Origin of the sequence: Paenibacillus lignilyticus (assembly GCF_017942085.1) — a bacterium.
Lineage (GTDB): Bacteria > Bacillota > Bacilli > Paenibacillales > Paenibacillaceae > Paenibacillus_Z > Paenibacillus_Z lignilyticus.
This window is the reverse complement of the sequence record NZ_JAGKSP010000006.1, coordinates 259,384-275,302: the sequence shown is the minus strand read 5'-3', so window position 1 is coordinate 275,302 and position 15,919 is coordinate 259,384. Positions and strand designations below refer to the sequence as shown.

Sequence of the window (15,919 nt, the reverse complement as noted above, 5' to 3'; positions counted from 1 at the left end):
AAAAAAAACAATAATAATTACCCTTGCTTCGCCATCATACGAATATTCGCCATTATGGTATCTGTTACTCGCTCGAGCACATCGGAAGATGAATCCTGAATAAAGGCCGTCATATCAATGGGCTTGCCATACTTAATGCGCATCTTACGGAATAATCGGTACTTTCCGATAATGGCGACCGGAATGACTACGGCTCCGCTTCGAAGCGCAATCATGGCAGCACCCTTCTTGCCTGCGCTGTTATCGCCTGCATTGCGGGTACCCTCCGGAAAAATCCCCATCACATTGCCTTCTTTCAGCAAGTTGATGGCATTGCGAATAGCATCCTTGCTGACGCCTCCCCGCTTCACGGGGAATGCACCAAGCGTCCGAATAAACGGCCCGAGCAATGGTACCTCGAACAATTCCGCTTTGGCCATGTAATGAACTTTACGGTTCACCTTCGTGCCTACCGTTGTAGGATCAAGCAAGCTGATATGATTACAGCAAAGCACGACAGGTCCTGCGGACGGAATGTTCTCTAAACCGGTTGCTTCGAACCGGAATAGTACGGCATAGATGATTCGCAGCAAGCTTCGGCAAATGTTATATACCATAGTTTACTTCGCCTCCGCCGTTTTGGTTCGGCATAAGTCTAGAATATGTGCGACGACTTGGTCAATCGTCAGTTCTGTGCTGTCGAGAACCTCTGCATCCTTTGCACGAACAAGCGGAGAGAACTCTCTGCTTTCGTCGCTTCGGTCGCGATCCGCAATTTCTTGCTCCAATTGCTCAAGCGGCACAAGCTCACCTTCAGATAGCTCCTGGTATCGGCGCAGCGCGCGAACTTGAACGCTCGCGACTAGAAACACCTTTACTTCAGCCCCGGGCAGTACATGCGTACCGATATCGCGGCCATCCATAACGACACCTTTCGCTTCGGCCAGTTTCCGCTGCATCTCGACAAGACGCAACCGAACGGCTTCATGTGAAGCGATTTCCGAAACCTTAAGCGTTACTTCTCTTGAACGTATGTCGGTTGTGATGTTCTCACCGCCGAGCCGCACAATCTGACCATCGGCTCCCGGTTCCAGTGTAATGTCCACTGTCTTCACGAGTTCCGCCAGCCTGTCCGCATCGCTTGGCAAAACTCCCGCACGGTTCGCAGCGAGTGCGACCGCCCGATACATCGCTCCTGTATCAATGTATATGTACCCTAGCTGTTCAGCGACTCTTCGAGCGACGGTGCTTTTGCCGGCTCCTGCAGGGCCGTCGATTGCTACGTTAATGCGGCCGCCGTTGTTTCCCCCATCCATGTCCAAGCGGTGTAAACCCTCCTTGAAAGTCGTAAGCGGCTGCTATGTTGCTCTTATCGCCATTAAAAAAGCAGGCTCTGCCTGCGATAGTGAGAATTATACCACAGCAGCCCATGAAGTGCAAAGAACGAAAGACCTACTAGAAGGGGGTTCCTTCCAGTCGATCGACGCCTGTTACCCATAGCCGAACTGCCGGAATTTGCAGTGCAAGCTGACTGATTACGACTGCGGCAATCAGCAGAAAAAAAATAATAATCAGCACGCGCGTAACCTCATCCGAAACGGACAAGTAGTCTTTCTGCGATTTCTTTACCATGGAGGCACCCCCTATTCCGATATGGCTTGGATAAGGGTAGTTTTTCCACGTTGTCATTCCTTATGCACCAATCGTTGGAACAAGGTTAATTGCTTGACTATCTTTTGCGGAAATCCAGCTGACGTTCAAAGCAATAGCGGATGATACGCTGGCGTTCGCTGTCGAGAATGCTCGAAAATTTCGCCATCACTTGATTGCGTCCCGACTCAAGCGACTTTACGCGGACAATCTCCGCTTTGAAATGGGAATGATCGACCGAGCCGTTGCGATAAGCAAGCAGCAGCCAGCACTCCAAGTTCGTCCCCTGCTTCATCGGCCATTTGCCATCGACAAGGAATGAAATCCCGCCGCCGCCGACATCGTCGGTCATCCCGATAAATCTAATATTAGCTGACAGCTGAATGGCAATTTCCAGTTCAGCGGCAACGCGCAGAAAATTACGGCGCTGCACTTTCGTTATCGATTCCGGTTCAGGCTTGCGAATCCGGATCAATTTCACGCCGTCTTCTTTGAAACCCAGTACATGAGTATTGAAATAGTTCTTCACGCCGTCTTCGGAAATGAAATGCGCGGAGAGCTCGTCCCCGAGAAACAGCCTTTTATATTTTCCCGTGCCTTCAACAAGCGGAATATCAATAAGCAATTCATCGTTATCACTGTCCGCGATTCTGGATTTATACTCGATTGCGGCCTCTTCTTCATCGGACGAAGCTACATGCAAAAATAGAAACTGATTAACTTTTGGCAGCATACTAGCTTCCCCTCCCCTAATAGTTCGATTATACCACAGCATGTCGAAATTTGAGGAGAGGTGGGATAACAGGAAAAGACGTGCACGGGGTGCACGTCTTCCCTTATTTATTCGGGTAATTGCTCGATCGATTCCTCAATGCCGCTGTCCGCATTTATATAAATCTTATAAACACCGCCATTGATTTTGCCTACGAACTCGTAACAGAGCACTTCATCGCCCATGTCATTATCGATGATGGCCATCTGTTCCTTCTGCACCTTGAAGTCCGGGTTAAGCGCGGCTCTGGCATCAGCGCTCATCAGCTTCGGCTTAGGCAGTTTCCGTTTGTGATGCTCGTACACAAAGTCGGATGCTTGCAGGGCAACCGCATCCCCGTTATCAAGCGCGATCTTAACGGTCAGTTTATCCGGGTAAATCAATACTCCGTTCTGATTGGTTACGAATGTAAAGACAGCCATCGAATCAGAGCGGTCATACGTAATGGCTTTCATCTTCGGATAGCCGTGGCGGGACAAGAATTCATCTGCCTTCTTCCTCGCGTCGCCAATGCTGACGATCGGCTTCCCGATATCGCGCGGATTCTCAAACCAGATCAATTGAGCGCCTTTCTGCGAATAATCCAGCTCGATTGGATTGTCGGCTTTATTCCCTTTATAGGTGGCCGAATAAGACGAGTACTCCGTTCCTTTCCCGTTCTCCACCACCTTGATGTCATTAGGATTGTCCAGCTTCAGGAACTTGGCTGCCAGCTTCTTGATGTCTTCCGGTGTGGCCAGTTTGCCCCCCAGCATCTTAATCGAACGTTTCTGATACATACTAGCCACCGAAGGACCCCAGTTGATTTCCGGGTATTCGGCGACCTTCTTGTCTACGGTTTTGAAGCCGTCGATAATCGTATTGTCAAGCGTCGACTTCTCGGATGCGAGCGCAACCTCAACATCCATCCAGCGCAAATTGTTCGCGATGACTTTATCCTGCACGCCGAAGAGCGACTTTGAAATATATTCCGAATCGGAATATAACGTTTTTAACGTTTTATATTCATCCGGGCTGAGCGGCTGCTTCGTTAAGTCACGAACAGAAGTTTTGTACGAGAAATTCGCGATTTTCGACAAAAACTCTTCCGTCTTGTTGAATGGGAGCAGCGTCAGCGGCAGCTGGTTAATTTCGTTCTGCGCTTCGCTGGTCAGCCGCCATACGTTGACGAGCCCCTTGCGATGGAAGCCCTGCGACGTGCTATTCACGGCAAGCGTGTTTCCGAGCTCGCGATGGAGCTGCTCTACATGGTAGGTCAGATCGTGGAAGGCACGCTGATACTGATTCTCTGCCTTAATCAGGATCGAGTTTTTCTCTTGATGCTCTTGATAGCCCCAATAGATAGAGCCGATAAAAAACAGTGTCATCACCGGAAACAGCACTGCGCTCAAACGACGGTACATATAGCAAAAGCTCCTTTCGTATGCAAAACCTGGTGTTAGTTTGGTTTGCGGAAAGGAGCTTTATGCATGTTATTGGTATGATTTTGCTTACATGGCTGTTCCTACAATGCGATCTCTTCGACGTCAAAATCGTTGATATTGTTGCATAGGCACTGTTTGAACCCGGTATCGATCTTGTCTTTTTCCCTGCGTCCGCGCAGGACAAATTTCTCACCGCATAAATTGCAGCGAATGGTTACCTTTACACGAGCCGAAATCATCGTATCCTCCTGAGTAAGATGCAGCTTTTTTCCTATTATAGACGGAAATGCTAAAGCTTAATCTCCTCCTCATGACCCAGCATGCGAAACGGCGATCGGGCATTGGCGCGATTCATCTTCCGCACGCCTTTAATCCACAAATAACCCATCAGCGGGACGATAAACCAAACCCAGTAGGTACTGCCGGAGCCCATAATATAGTCATACACGCCATGCTCCGCGAGCGGAACCGCAGCAGCCAGCAGGAGAAAATTGCGTTTCTTCTTCGCTTCATTGGCAAATTTGGCTTTGCCCACATAGTAGCCCATCGTTACGCCAAACAGGGCATGACCGGAAACCGGCAGCAATGCGCGAATGAGCAGGGAACCGACTGATGCAGGCTGGAAAACAGCGTAGAGCACATTCTCCACCGTTGCAAAGCCAAGCGAAATGGCCACTGCGTAAACGATCCCATCGTAAGGCTCGTCGAACTCGGTATGGTTGAAAATAATATGATACAAGACAAACCATTTCAGAAGCTCTTCGACGCCTGCGGATACCGTAAACGAGAACAATATCGGACCGTCCCCAAGCCATAGCAGCAAGCCGCGCTGGATGACCATGATCGGCAGGACGATTAATACACCGAGCAGGAATACACGGACAACCATGTGAATCGGTTCCGCGTCATAGCGGTCCTTCAAATAGAAGTAAGTCAGCAGCGAGATGCCCGGAGCAACCGCCGCTGTCAGTATGGAAAAGAGCAGCATCGATGAAGTCACCTTCCGAGAGACGAGCTTTCCCTGCAGGTTACAGGCAAAGCTCGTTTGATCGGCAATCGGCTACACCCACCCCCTCAGGCGGACGGCCTCTGCCATTTTGCGGACGCCCACCATGTAAGCAGCGAGCCTCATATCCACTTTCTTAAGCTTATGCAGTTCATATACACTATTAAAGCCGCGGACCATCATATCGCGCAGCTTAGAATCAACTTCGGCTTCAGACCAATAATAGCCCTGATTGTTCTGTACCCATTCGAAGTAAGACACAATAACGCCGCCGGCGCTTGCCAGTACATCAGGCACGAGCAGAATGCCGCGATCCGTTATCATCTTTGTCGCTTCGAGCGTAGTTGGACCGTTAGCGGCCTCTACAATGATTTTAGCACGAATTTGGTTCGCGTTGCTTGCCGTTATTTGGTTCTCGATTGCGGCAGGCACCAGAACATCGCAATCGATTGCGAGCAACTCCTCGTTGCTGATCGTATCTTTGAACAAATTCGTGACCGTACCGAACGAATCGCGGCGGTCCATTAAATCTTCGATGTCGAGTCCTTGATCATTATACAACGCAGCGTGGACATCGGAAATACCCACAACCTTCGCTCCGGCTTCAAACATGAATTTAGCCAGATAGCTTCCTGCATTACCAAAGCCTTGGATAACGACGCGAGCTCCTTTAAGCGCGATCCCTTTCTTTGCCATCGCTTCGTCAATCATGATCGCCACACCTCTGGCTGTGGCACTCTCACGGCCAAGCGATCCTCCAAGAACAAGCGGTTTTCCGGTAATAAAGCCGGGCGAATCAAATTCGCGAATACGGCTGTATTCGTCCATCATCCAGGCCATAATTTGCGAATTGGTCATCACATCCGGCGCAGGAATATCTTTCGTCGGTCCGACAATTTGACTGATCGACCGGACATATCCGCGGCTAAGACGCTCCAGTTCGCGGAATGACATTTTTCTCGGATCGCAAATAATACCGCCTTTGCCGCCGCCATAAGGCAAATCGGCGATGCCGCATTTAATGCTCATCCAAATGGATAGCGCCTTCACTTCGATTTCGTTTACATCCGGATGAAAGCGGACTCCGCCCTTCGTCGGCCCTACCGCATCGTTATGCTGTGCCCTGTAGCCGACGAACACCTTTGTTTTGCCATCATCCATCCGAACCGGTATGCGAACCGTCAGAAGCCTCATGGGCTCCTTCAATAAGGCAATCATATCATCACCGTAACCAAGCTTCCTCAGCGCATCTTCAATCACGGTTTGCGTCGAAGTCAGTACATTGCTGTTCTCCATTCCATTCAAAGGAATGTTCACCACCTTTTCCTTTGTAATATGAGCGGTAACCGAATCGGCTATGCGGTGAACTTACGTTCGCGCGCACGGGCTGAAACAAACAAAAAGCACCAGACCTACGGAATATGCCGTAAGCTGATGCTTCTCTAAGATGGTACGCTTTAGAAATGAGTGCAAATTTCATTGACGGCTTTGGCTGGGACGATTACTTTGCCGTATTCCTCGAGAATGGCGGTCGTAATGGAAGTCGCCTCTCCGTACTCAGCCAGCAGCGCAATAATGGCGTGGTAGCGCGGAAGCTCAATGCCGACTGGCTCAAAGGCCAGCATATATTTGCCGTTGTAGGCATAAAGACGTCCATCCTCAATCAGTTCAGCGCTCTTAAGCTGCTTACAAACTGAAATGACATCCTCGATGTCTCGGAACGCGTATAGCACAATGTCACTTTGCTCGAGCGTTACTTCCATCTCGTAAACGTCTTCCTCATTGTCGTCCTCTTGAATATGATCCTCTGACTTCCCGTTCACTTTGCCTCGTGTCACGATGACGACCATACCTTGGGCAGGAAGTGCAAACACTTCGACGGCGAGCGGTCCGCTGGCGTCAAAGCCGAGCTCGCTGTATGCTTGGTCCATCATTTCACTGAACAGCTCGTGCACCTTTGGAATTTCGCGCCACATGTCTTCCTTCTGGATCCCCCGTTCCAGCAAGTCGTCGAACGTCAGGAATATTCGTATTTTGTCTTGATTGAGCCGTTCGATTTTCATGATAGGATCCTCCTTCTCGAGTAGTATCTGCTTCGTATTCTCGGAGCAAAAACCGTCTTCGAAAGCACATTGAACGCGGATAGTATCTGTTATACATAGCGTATGAAGCAGCAGTTATTTGGGTGATTAAAATGTGTTTATGTTGCTATGTTAGCATGTCTGTGGGTGGAATGCACTACAGACGCAAAAAAAAAGAATCGTCCCGCCGCCAATTGGTAATACGCAATTGAACGGCAAAACGATTCTTTTTGTCCGTATAGAATTTATAACAATTTGACTACAAATTTCTAAACGGCTTAAGCGAAGAAACTCCCGGCACCTTATGTGGATGGTGACAACCGCTTCTTCTTCTATCGCCTTTAGTGAGGTTTCGCTTCTGCTTTTATTTGATCAACCTGCTCTTTGACGCCGGGGTCGCTGTTGAGCAGCAGCTCAATCTGTCCCCAAGCGTTGCCGGACCCTTTTGCGGAAGCGTCTGAATGCTTTGGGGCTGCATGCTGCACCATGTCTCCGCAAAATTTGCGACTGATGACTGCGCCCATCGCCCTCTTCGTCATTCCGTTAACGGCAGTGCCTGCAGCGCTGCTCGCCCAGGCAAACATGCCGGGCCTCTTCTTCGCTATATAAGCCGCCGCTGCCATACCGGCAAGTCCTCCAATCAGAAAACCGGACAATTTCATTGGCAATCCTCCTATGCTGAATGCTGCTTACGACTCGCGATTAGTTTGCCTAGGGCGAGCTGAGGTCATCCCTGCACAAATTAAGGAAGTAGTAAAGTTCGGTTCAATTTCGAAATATGATACAATAAGTGCATTGTTTTTTGGCGAAATCAACTCGAAGGCCATAGGAGGACGACAGCATGCCGATTCGTAAATCTCACCTCATCTCCATCGTCATTATGATGGCCCTGCTGGTTACATCCGGATGCAGCAGCAACGGAAACCGGTCCGGCAGCACGAATTCAACTCCAGCGGGCAATGCAGCGAACAATGGATCATCGACAGTGAAGGAGCCTGCGCCGGACGCGGCAAACAGTGCCACCGATTCATCAACAGGGAACGGAACAACGACCGACGGACAAAACGATCCGGACAAAAACAATCAGCCTGCGGACGACAAGGGAACGAATGCAACGACAACCCCTTCGGAGAACACAACGGCACCTGAGCCGGATTCTAATGCCACTACAGATCCTCAACCGGTCAAGAAGCTTTATAAAATGAATAAGGTTTACAGCTTCGTCCCGATCGATAAAGCGACTACGAGCAACAAGGTGGTGCTGCTGACCTTCGATGACGGCCCAAAGGAAGACAAAATGGTCAGCGCCCTGCTCGACACGCTCGATAAGCATAAAGCGAAAGCGATCTTCTTCGTGAACGGCTATCGGGTGAAGAAACACCCGGAATTGCTCAAAAAAATAGCCGATCGGGGGCAAACGATCGGCAATCATTCTTGGGATCATATCGATTTGAAGAAAGAATCGCAAGCTTCGGTGAAGAAACAGATCGAGGATGTGCAGCAAATCGTGAAGGAGGTCGTCGGCACCGAGCCGCAGTTCTTCCGCCCTCCCTTTGGCAACGGCAATGATTATGTAAAAGGCCTTGTTCGCGATCATGGCATGCTCTATATGACTTGGTCAAACGGTTCGCTCGACTGGGATAGCAGCACGAAGGATAAACCGGACAAAGTCATCGCCAACGTGCTCGAGCAGCTTCACCCAGGCGTGAATATCTTGATGCATGAGCTGCCTTGGACAACGGAAGCACTCGATACGCTGCTCACTAAGCTTGAGAGCAAAGGCTACGGCTTCATCGATCCCGCGACTATTGACTTAGGGCTGGAGGAACAGACGCAGACCGCAAAGTAATACGGTGATATTGAGCAGGCGCCAGCAACCGAATCGGCAATCGGGAAGTGCCGAATCCGCAGCTGACAAACAACCGGGGTCCTCTGCTGGCTCCGGTTATTTGTTGTGCGGTGAAATCGAACCAGCCGCGCCAGTAACCGGAATCCTCGGATCCGCGCAAAACGGGTCCGAAGTATGGCAGTGCAATCTGACCGCCGTGAGTATGGCCGGAGAGGACCAAATCCACTTCCTCCCTCTGCTGCGCACTCATACGGTCGATAAGGATCGGATCATGTGCCAGAACGATCGTAAACAGGTGCTGGCTGCCATCGGCCGCTGCCGGCTCGCTTAAGGCCACATCCAGTCGATCGCGCTCCAAGCGCGGATCATCCACGCCAGCCAGCCGAATGCGGCTGCCGTCTCTTTGCTCCAACACGACTGCTTCATTGATTAGCAGGCGTACCCGCTCCTCGGTCAGCATGACCTCAAGCGGCCTCATATCCTCGTCGTAATCATGATTGCCGTAAACCATATAGACCGGCGCAATCCGCGACAATTGCTTGATATTGCTTCGAGACCTGGCCAGCGGCACTCTCCGCTCCCTCAGATCACCGCCAATCAGCACCAAATCCGCTCCACCGCTGGCTGCAAGACCCTCAATCACTTCATCCGAAATACGTCTTCTATGAATATCTGTGATAAGGAGCAAGGTCGTTCCGTCAAATGACAAGGGCAGCCGGTCCAATGTCACCGTCTGTTGATCCAATTTATATTGATACGATGTCCTGACTAATACAGCGACAAACAGCGCCATGGCTGCCGCCGCCGCCAAAAACCAAATGGTCATGGAAACGAAGCACCGCCCTCTCCCAGGATCTAGCCGCCAATCCGACTAATCAAACTGCTTGCCCCAAAGAAGTAGTCCTACTAATAAGAGCACGAATAGAAAAATAAGGATTTTGTAAAACAAGCCAGCCATCTGCTGTTTATTGGAAGGATGTGTTTTCCTTCTGGAAGGAAACGGTACCTCGCTGCCTGCAGCTACCTCGGAAGCAGCCTGTTCGGCCTGTTTCTTCGCGGCAATCGCGGAAGACGATTTCCTGCTGCCAAATTTCTGAACTCTGCTCATTCTTCCCTCCGGAAACGGATTACGAAGCCCATAATCATATCGATTAGAAAGTGTGCTAATATAGGCGCCCATAGAGTGTCGGTTTGGATATAGATCCAGCCTAACGCATAGCTGATGGCAAATACAAGCCCTGTCGGAATCCAATGCTTCAAATACCGGACATGAATGGTTGCGAAAATGATGCTTGTCCAATAGGGTCCGAATTGATGCTGAATAGCACCGCGGAACAGCGTTTCCTCACAAATCGAAACGATTAGGGACAACACCACCACATGCCAAATCGCACGGTGTTTAAAAATGCGATCATTGACACCGCCGTCATCATTGGCTTCATCCGGTACAAATCGGGCCGAAAGGAAATCAAGCGCGATGACCGCGGCTGCCAATCCGGCGCCGAAATAGAGAAATTTAAGCCCTTCCGGCAAAACAAATAATAAAAATGGATTTCGATGCTGAAATAATAGCCAAATGAAACCGATAACTAAGGTAATCGCTTGCGTGGCATACAAATTTATGAGAAGCATCCGGTCATCAATCTGATCGATGCTCACCGGTTTGATCTTCAATCTGCGAATGTCGAATTTTTTCATATCCAGCTCCCTGCTACACTATGAAAGGTTCATATTTCCTTTTCAAAGGTTTTCCCCTATACTAGTAGGACGATCTAATCAAGTCCCAGAATTCGACAAACAATCAAGTGAAAGCCTTATATTTGCTAGCATTTTGGCGAAATATCGGATGAAGGAGATTATCATGGAGAAACGACTGACTCGTACTGAAATGCTCTTTAGCTTAGGCTTCCTATTCATGCTCGTTTTCGCCGTGGCAGCCTTTTTCTATGGCGTGAAGATAGGCTCTGACAAGACCGAAGCAAAACTAATTGAGAATGCCAAACATCTCAGCAGCAGCAAGAACCCAAGTGTTGGCGCCTATCAACAACAGGATCTGGTTTCATTCTATCATACTGTATTTCTGCCTTATCGTGAATTTCAATCCAATTGGTTCGAAACGATCCATAAACTTTCCTCTCAGCAGCTGACAGACATCAGCTCCGCTCTGAAAGAACTTTCGAACATAGCGGAGCAGAAATACGACGAAGCCGAACATGCATCGGTATCGAAGAGCTCACCGCTTCTCGAATCGGCCCAGCTCCAGCTGCTCAAGAGCTTGCGTATGTTCAGCGAAGCCGCCCAGCGCGGTGCCGGATCAGCGAAAGATATGAACAATGCCGAGCTACTGAAAGCTTTAATGAAGGACGCCTATTACACGCAAGGTGTGAAATTCGCGATGGCAGGTCAGCAAAGCTACTACACTGCTATGCTGAAATGGAGTGCGTCGGTCAACCCGAATATTCCGGATCATTACGATACCACCTCCGTGCTGAGCATCCAACAATGGAAGCCGCTGCCGTTGACCATAAAGAATAAGCTGATGGCGGACATGTTGGATGCCCGCAAAACATTGGCTCCGTTCTATCCGCAGGATCTCGCATCCCGCGTCGATCAATTTATCGTTTCCGGACAAGCAAGCAGCATGAAGATGAAAACGGTCGACTCCATCGTCGATCTGCTTATCAGCACGGAAGCTGTACGATCAGGCGATTTCAGCGATAGTAAAGCCGAACTTTATGCGAAGGAGCTGCTACCGCAGCTGCCGTTCTTCTTTCCGGTGAGTGAATAAGGACTTAGTCGTATTGAAAGCCATCCAATGAGGATACCGCAGCCATGCCGCCAATAACATTGGTGAGGTTGCCGTATCCTCTTTCACTTAGATAGCGGCAGACAGCCGCACTTCTTACGCCGTGCGCGCAAATGACATAAACGGTCCTATCCTTATTTATAGCGTCCGAGTCTTCCCGGAAGGTCGACAGCGGCATCAGCGTACTGTTATCTAAATGATAATAATTCCATTCGTCGATTTCTCTGACATCGATGATTTGATCGGGCGAGAGCTTCCCCTCGCGCACAAGCGCCATAAACGGCTCTGGTTCGATATTGCTCCATTGTTCCACAAGAATGCCCCCTTTTTACGGTCGATCATAACGAAAATTTCACATTTGGGCAAGTTTTAATGATTGCAATTTGAGTTCTACTTGCATTAAAATAGTAAACATTAATGTAGCCTGGTTCTGTTGGTCCATCCGGTACAACAATAGCTTTGACGTGTGATCGTGTGACAGACCCTCGCCTAAGCTGCTGCGCTGTGCGGCATCTTACGAGGGTCTTTCACTTCTACTATACATCCATCATACAAACGCTCAGGAGGCAACCACCATGTTTAAAGTATTGGTCTCAGATCCAATCAGCGATCTAGGCATTCAGAAACTTATGGATGCAGAGGATGTCGTTGTCGACAAGAAGCCTGGATTAAGCGAGGACGAGCTCGTAGCCATTATCGGCGAATACGACGCCCTTCTCGTACGCAGTCAGACTCGCGTTACACCGCGCATTATGGATGCGGGTAAATCTCTTAAGGTTATCGGTCGCGCCGGCGTCGGAGTGGACAACATCGACTTGGAAGCAGCTACACAACGCGGAATTATCGTTATTAATGCACCAGACGGCAACACCATCACAACTTGCGAGCACACTTTTGCCATGATGATGTCTGTTGCTCGTTTCATTCCACAAGCCTACCTCAAGACTGTAGGCGGCGAGTGGGATCGCAAGTCGTTCCTCGGCGTCGAACTACGCGGCAAAGTGCTGGGCGTACTCGGTATGGGCCGTATCGGCAGCGAAGTGGCGAAGCGCGCCAAAGCGTTTGACATGGAAATTTGGGGCTATGACCCCTTCCTCACGGAAGAGCGCGCGGAGAAGCTGGGCGTTCGTCTCTCCAGCGTAGACGATATCGTACGCAATGCGGACTTTATGACGGTTCATACGCCGCTTACACCGGAAACGCGTCACATGATTTCTCGTGCGCAATTCGAAGTCATGAAGAAAGGCATGCGCATCGTGAACTGTGCACGCGGCGGTATCATCGATGAGCACGCGCTGGTTGAAGCGATCGATCAAGGCATCGTAGCAGGCGCGGCATTCGACGTATTCGAGGTAGAACCGCCGGCAGCCGATCATCCTTTCCTGAAGCATCCGAAAATCATCGTAACCCCGCATCTTGGTGCATCTACCGTAGAAGCACAAGAAAACGTGGCCATTGATGTATCCGAGCAAGTATTAAACATCCTGCGCGACAAGCCGTTTATGAATGCAGTCAACATGCCTCCGATTCCGGCGAACGTGCTGAACAAGCTTCAACCGTACTTCGGTCTTGGCGAGAAGCTGGGCAGCTTTATCGCTCAATTAACGGAAGGTGCGGTAGAAGAAATCACAGTCAGCTATGCAGGCGAGCTGGCCGAGGTTGATACACAGCCGCTGACGCGTTATGTTGTACGCGGTGTGCTTTCTCACCACCTGGGTTCGGATCAAGTCAATGTCGTAAATTCCATGCATCTTGCTAAAGAACGCCATGTGAACATCGTGGTGCAGAAATCCCACGAAGCGCGTGACTTCACGAACTCCATTACCGTTACACTTCGCTCCAAAACCGCAACTCGCCTGGTAACAGGTACAATGTTGACCGGTTATGGTCCGCGCATTGTACAAATCGATCGTTTCCCTGTTGATGTTGCGCCGGAAGGCAACATCATCTTGATCTCGCATAACGACAAACCGGGTATCATCGGTAATGTCGGCATGCTGCTAGGAAACAACAACGTGAACATCGCAACGATGCAGGTTGGTCGTGAGCTTGTTGGCGGTTCGGCAATCATGGTATTGACCGTAGACAAAGGCGTGTCGAAAGACGTAATCGCTGAGCTGGTCAAGCTGCCTGATCTGAACAAAGCGAAAGAAATTAATCTCTATTAATAGAAGAAGAAGCTCCGACTCTTTTCGAGGGTCGGAGCTTTTTTGTGCACTCATCCGTCATGAAAATGTTTCACGACCAACAAGATTTCTCTACTTCCTTCAACAAGAACCGACTTTCCGGCGGTTAGCTGATGCCGACAAGCTGCATTTTCACATAAGTCGAATCATACCAATGTGCACGAAGCTCAATGCGATGACCGCTTCGACCTGCAGACCAATGAAACGGTACGGAGAAATATTCGTAACGATTGGTTTGCTTCCAGTCATTGCGCTGCAGAACCCGCTCCGCGAGCACCGTGCCGGAATCGTCCGCATCGACAACCTCAAGCCTCACTACGTCATTTGTGCCGCTGTTGCTATCCACCATCATTTTCCAAGTAGCGATATTATCTCCCACAGGAGTCGAGGTCGTATACGGACCGTATTGCATATAATCCGGTCCGTCTAAGCTGGTTGAAGCCGACCAGCCGTCACCATCGCTCCGTCCAATGACATGACTGATTCCGGAATCCGACATCCCCCATTTCAAATCAAAACCACCGTCATTCTCATTGGCAATCAGCGCTCTGCTTGTAGGATTCGTCCGATAATAGATGAAGTTCTCGCCATCTACGGATAAGAAGCTCGGTCCGTCATTGCCAAACGTATTTTCCGTTTGGGGTAAAATGTTATTTTGACTAAACTTGCTCCAGTGAAGCAGATCCGTCGAGCTTGCAACGCCTGATGACCATTTGGCCGTGTTGTAAGGCGGATCCTCGCTGCCTTCATAGGTCATGTAATAGGTGTTTCCTACTTTGACGATATCACGATGACCTGCTGTTCCCGCCTCCCATGTACCGGGTACGGTGTCGATGACCGGATTCCCGGAGTACTTGGTCAGCGAAGTCAGGCTCGTGCCCGTTGCAACGCCAATGCGGCAATCGGAACCGTCATAGCCATGATAAAATAAATACCATGTGCTGCCTTCTTTAAAGAGCGACGGAGTGCCGATATTGACACTTTCCCAGCCCGTAGTGTTGTGTGTCAATATTTGACCTTGTTTCGTGAAGTTAACACCGTTCGTCGAGGTTGCCAAGCCAATTTGTCCGGCTGATCCTGTACCCGTTCCTTCATAGACGAGGTAGAAGGTGCCGCTGTCGTACCATACTCCCGGAAACGTAGCAAACGAGTCATCCCATTGCCCGGGTGCTCCTGCCGTTAAGACGAAGCCGTTATCGGTAAAATGGACACCGTCGGTTGATTTCGCTAAGCCCACGCCGCCTTTACCGAACGCATCCCATTTGATGTAATACGCCCATATTTCGCCATTCACTTTGAGGGTAGATATGAAATGCATCGAAAACGAGGTGCCGATGAACGGATTGATTTTATCCAGCTTTATAAAAGCTTGATTATCCATCAAATGCGACATGTTGGATGCGATATTCGAGGTCGTCACGTTCCCGGCGGAAACCGCAGCTGGCCCGATATCCGTCGCGGCGGAATTATAATCAGAGCTATTCACGAATACGACGCTCTTCGTGGTCCCGCTTCCGTTTGTTACTTTAAGGTTGTCGTACTGAGCCGAATACGATTGGGAAGGGCTGTCGTTCTCTCCGACGATATCCCATTTGGAGGAAGTTTTACCGATCATGGAAGCAGGGACCGCCAGCTTGCGGTGGTACCATTTGTTGGTGGCATAGGCGGAGATATTGGCATTCGGATGCCCGCTGATATTGTTCTGGTCCTTCCAGACGGATGTTCCGGTATCCCGGAAGTAAGACCCGTCAGCGTTAATAATTTCGATACCTCCTGCGCCATCGATACTACTCGAAATCATCACATCGTATTCGATATAATCACCGGAAACGAATGTATACGCTTTGTTCGAAATACGTTTGTAGATATACTTGTTAGCCGTGCCGCTGGCATCATTCGTCACGCCGAGCGAAGCGACGTCGCCGCCTGCCCATGGGTTAGCGCCTGCTGTTGCCGTTGCCGCAAACATGCCTGTCATGAGGATCGCCGCTAAGAAGAGCAGGACCCCTTTCTTCGTCTGGTTGACTTTCATAAACAACCTCCTTTGAAGTCGAGATGAATGCAAGCTCAGTTTAAATTAGTACAATTTGACCAGTCAATATAGCCTTATATAGCAACCAAGCTCTTTCTTGCAACTTTTTTTCGCAAAGTAAACATGACAAAGAA

Annotated in this window: 18 protein-coding genes; 3 read left to right on the top strand and 15 right to left on the bottom strand. The window is 49.7% G+C overall.

Annotated elements, in window-relative coordinates:
* Positions 1-17 precede the first annotated feature (17 nt).
* From I8J30_RS17170 to I8J30_RS17125, 10 genes are all read right to left on the bottom strand, one after another.
* Positions 18-596, bottom strand: coding sequence for a lysophospholipid acyltransferase family protein (locus I8J30_RS17170; RefSeq protein WP_210659763.1), 579 nt, complete (start codon positions 594-596; stop codon positions 18-20).
* Positions 597-599: 3 nt separating this feature from the next.
* Positions 600-1,295 carry a (d)CMP kinase gene (cmk, locus tag I8J30_RS17165; RefSeq protein WP_210660073.1) on the bottom strand — a complete coding sequence of 232 codons (696 nt, stop codon included), beginning with the start codon at positions 1,293-1,295 and terminating at the stop codon, positions 600-602.
* A 139-nt stretch (positions 1,296-1,434) separates the two neighbouring features.
* Complete coding sequence (locus I8J30_RS17160) at positions 1,435-1,611, bottom strand: hypothetical protein (protein ID WP_210659761.1); 177 nt, start codon at positions 1,609-1,611, stop codon at positions 1,435-1,437.
* Positions 1,612-1,708: 97 nt separating this feature from the next.
* Complete coding sequence (locus I8J30_RS17155) at positions 1,709-2,362, bottom strand: flagellar brake protein (protein ID WP_210659759.1); 654 nt, start codon at positions 2,360-2,362, stop codon at positions 1,709-1,711.
* 107 nt (positions 2,363-2,469) lie between these two features.
* Positions 2,470-3,804, bottom strand: coding sequence for a germination protein YpeB (gene ypeB / locus I8J30_RS17150; protein WP_210659756.1), 1,335 nt, complete (start codon positions 3,802-3,804; stop codon positions 2,470-2,472).
* 101 nt (positions 3,805-3,905) lie between these two features.
* Positions 3,906-4,064 carry a hypothetical protein gene (locus I8J30_RS17145; protein ID WP_177245831.1) on the bottom strand — a complete coding sequence of 53 codons (159 nt, stop codon included), beginning with the start codon at positions 4,062-4,064 and terminating at the stop codon, positions 3,906-3,908.
* 50 nt (positions 4,065-4,114) lie between these two features.
* Positions 4,115-4,813, bottom strand: coding sequence for a glutamic-type intramembrane protease PrsW (prsW, locus tag I8J30_RS17140; RefSeq protein WP_091219060.1), 699 nt, complete (start codon positions 4,811-4,813; stop codon positions 4,115-4,117).
* A 72-nt stretch (positions 4,814-4,885) separates the two neighbouring features.
* Positions 4,886-6,127, bottom strand: coding sequence for a Glu/Leu/Phe/Val family dehydrogenase (locus I8J30_RS17135; protein ID WP_210660065.1), 1,242 nt, complete (start codon positions 6,125-6,127; stop codon positions 4,886-4,888).
* A 161-nt stretch (positions 6,128-6,288) separates the two neighbouring features.
* Positions 6,289-6,894 (bottom strand): genetic competence negative regulator, encoded by a 606-nt coding sequence (locus tag I8J30_RS17130; protein ID WP_091219062.1) that lies wholly within the window; start codon positions 6,892-6,894, stop codon positions 6,289-6,291.
* Between the two features lie 359 nt (positions 6,895-7,253).
* A complete protein-coding gene (locus I8J30_RS17125) occupies positions 7,254-7,574 on the bottom strand; it encodes a hypothetical protein (RefSeq protein ID WP_210659755.1) in 321 nt (106 codons plus the stop codon).
* Positions 7,575-7,753: 179 nt separating this feature from the next.
* Between I8J30_RS17125 and I8J30_RS17120 the strand changes: the two genes are divergently transcribed.
* The gene (locus I8J30_RS17120; protein WP_210659752.1) at positions 7,754-8,761 is read left to right on the top strand and encodes a polysaccharide deacetylase family protein; all 1,008 of its coding nucleotides are present in this window, start codon (positions 7,754-7,756) and stop codon (positions 8,759-8,761) included.
* Here the strand turns inward: I8J30_RS17120 and I8J30_RS17115 are convergent.
* Genes I8J30_RS17115 through I8J30_RS17105 form a run of 3 tightly spaced genes read right to left on the bottom strand, consistent with a single transcriptional unit; the run spans position 8,718 to position 10,459 of the window.
* Positions 8,718-9,587 carry a metallophosphoesterase gene (locus tag I8J30_RS17115; RefSeq protein WP_210659750.1) on the bottom strand — a complete coding sequence of 290 codons (870 nt, stop codon included), beginning with the start codon at positions 9,585-9,587 and terminating at the stop codon, positions 8,718-8,720. The two genes, I8J30_RS17120 and I8J30_RS17115, sit on opposite strands and share 44 nt — an antisense overlap.
* A 45-nt stretch (positions 9,588-9,632) precedes the next feature.
* Complete coding sequence (locus tag I8J30_RS17110) at positions 9,633-9,869, bottom strand: hypothetical protein (protein WP_210659748.1); 237 nt, start codon at positions 9,867-9,869, stop codon at positions 9,633-9,635.
* A complete protein-coding gene (locus tag I8J30_RS17105; RefSeq protein ID WP_091219073.1) occupies positions 9,866-10,459 on the bottom strand; it encodes a CPBP family intramembrane glutamic endopeptidase in 594 nt (197 codons plus the stop codon). Before I8J30_RS17105 ends, I8J30_RS17110 begins: the two co-directional genes overlap by 4 nt.
* Positions 10,460-10,622: 163 nt before the next feature.
* Here I8J30_RS17105 and I8J30_RS17100 point away from each other — a divergent pair, with 163 nt between their 5' ends.
* Entirely contained in the window at positions 10,623-11,549 is a 927-nt protein-coding gene (locus tag I8J30_RS17100; RefSeq protein WP_210659746.1) for a hypothetical protein, read from the top strand.
* 4 nt (positions 11,550-11,553) lie between these two features.
* On the opposite strand, the gene I8J30_RS17095 is transcribed toward I8J30_RS17100, so the two are convergent.
* A complete protein-coding gene (locus tag I8J30_RS17095; protein ID WP_338044881.1) occupies positions 11,554-11,880 on the bottom strand; it encodes a rhodanese-like domain-containing protein in 327 nt (108 codons plus the stop codon).
* A gap of 262 nt (positions 11,881-12,142) precedes the next feature.
* On the opposite strand from I8J30_RS17095, the gene serA reads away from it, so the two are divergent.
* Positions 12,143-13,735, top strand: coding sequence for a phosphoglycerate dehydrogenase (gene serA, locus I8J30_RS17090; protein WP_091219078.1), 1,593 nt, complete (start codon positions 12,143-12,145; stop codon positions 13,733-13,735).
* Positions 13,736-13,859: 124 nt separating this feature from the next.
* Here the strand turns inward: serA and I8J30_RS17085 are convergent, their stop codons facing one another.
* The gene (locus I8J30_RS17085) at positions 13,860-15,785 is read right to left on the bottom strand and encodes a glycoside hydrolase family 130 protein (RefSeq protein ID WP_210659744.1); all 1,926 of its coding nucleotides are present in this window, start codon (positions 15,783-15,785) and stop codon (positions 13,860-13,862) included.
* Between the last annotated feature and the right edge of the window lie 134 nt (positions 15,786-15,919).